1 protein-coding gene is annotated in these 1852 nt (G+C 67.8%); it reads left to right on the top strand.

The window, feature by feature from the left end; all coding sequences use genetic code 11:
• The first annotated feature begins 603 nt into the window (after positions 1 to 603).
• The gene (locus L810_RS42020) at positions 604 to 1626 is read left to right on the top strand and encodes a sensor domain-containing diguanylate cyclase (RefSeq protein ID WP_021164184.1); all 1023 of its coding nucleotides are present in this window, start codon (positions 604 to 606) and stop codon (positions 1624 to 1626) included.
• Positions 1627 to 1852 lie beyond the last annotated feature (226 nt).

A 1852-nucleotide genomic window follows, 5' to 3' on the forward strand; every position in this document is an offset into this window, starting at 1 on the left:
CCGGCATCGCGCCCGAGGCCGCGGCGGCCGGCACGGCCGGCATCGGCGCGGCCGACAGCGCGGCCGTGTGAAATGCGCCGACCATGGCGGCCGACAGGACGAACAGCGACACGGCCGGCTTCATGCGCCGCTCCGTTTCGTCAGGATCGTCAGGTCATCCGTTGCATCGGAACCGATGCGCGCAAAGCAGCTATGCCCGTGAGTGAACAATCCCACTGCTTCCCCTCATATCTATCCAACTGGCCTGATTCATTTATCGAAACGATGCGGCGATTTCTTTAATCGCCTGTCATCGTGCTGCGCGCGCCTGGCACCGGCGCACGCTCATTCGTCACACTATCTCAAAAATAGGACAAAACTTACCCCGATTCGCGACGATGAAGCGAAAAAAACCTCAATCCAGTCGAAAATGCTGCGCGAGAGGGAGGAATGGTAAGAATTGCGCCGTTGTCGCCCGACGGGCCGAACGGCATACTGCCGGCGCGGTTCGGCCGGCCGGCGGCGGTCCGTTGCAGACCGCCCCGGAACGCGCCGCCGCGAAGCGGCGCGTATGCTACCGCAATCCCGTGCCGCCGGACGTGCTTTCTTTCACGGAAAACTGACTTGAATCAAATCGCCGACACCGTCACTCCGTCCCCCGACACCCTGCTGCGCATCATTGCCGCCCAGACCGAGATCGCGAAGCTCGGCCTCGACCTCGGCAGCGTGATGGCGTATGTGGCCGAGCAGGTGCCGCAGCTCACCGGCGCGAGCGCCGCCGCGGTCGAATTCGCCGAGGGTGACGACATGGTGTACCGCGCCGCGTCGGGCACCGCGGCCGGGATGCTCGGCCTGCGGCTGCGGCGCTCGGGCAGCCTGTCCGGCCTGTGCGTGCAGCAAGGCGAATTGCTCCACTGCATCGATTCGGAAACCGACCCGCGCGTCGATCGCGACGCCTGCCGGCGTGTCGGCCTGCGTTCGATGCTCGTGATGCCGCTCACCCATGCCGACACGACGGTCGGCGTGCTGAAGGTGATGTCGCCGGAAGTCGACGGCTTTTCGCCAGCCGATGCCGGCACGCTGCGGCTGACGGCCGACCTGATCGCCGCCGCGATGTTCCACGCGGCGCGCAACGAGGCGAACGAACTCTACATGCGCGCGACGCACGACGCGCTGACGGGGCTGCCGAACCGCGCGCTGTTCTACGACCGCCTGCGCCAGTCGATGCACACGACGCTGCGCGCGAACGGCCGGCTCGGCATCCTCAACATCGACATGGACGGGCTGAAGCCGATCAACGACGGGTTCGGCCACCGCGCGGGCGACGCGGCGCTGCGCGAGATCGCCACGCGGATGCAGGGCGCGGTGCGGCGCTCGGACACGGTCGCGCGTATCGGCGGCGACGAATTCGCGGTGATCCTGCCGAACATCGGCAACCGCGACGACGCGCATGCGCAAAGCACGCGGCTCGCGCGGCAGGTCAGCGAACCGTTCGAATTCGAGGGGCGCCCGCTGCGGCTCGGCGTCAGCGTCGGGATCGCGCTGCTGCCCGACGACGGCACCGACATGACCGCGCTGATCGAGCATGCGGACCAGGCGATGTATGAGGTGAAGCGCACGCGGTCGCAGCGGACGGCTCACGCGTAACGCACATCCCGAGGCGGCTTCCTCGATGAACCCGTAGCCGGAACGACAGCGTCGACCACGCACGGCGGGTTCGCACGGCCGCTGACTAGCCCACCTGCGGAACAGCGATCGCAAGCCCGACCACGAGCCACTGCACGATCGCGACGAGCACGCCGGCCCGGCACAGCCCGACCGCGCCGCGCACGCGCGCGTCGAGCGCACGGCCGGCCTTCGATGCGTCGATCCA

Source organism: Burkholderia sp. AU4i (genome assembly GCF_000466765.1).
Lineage (GTDB): Bacteria > Pseudomonadota > Gammaproteobacteria > Burkholderiales > Burkholderiaceae > Burkholderia > Burkholderia cepacia.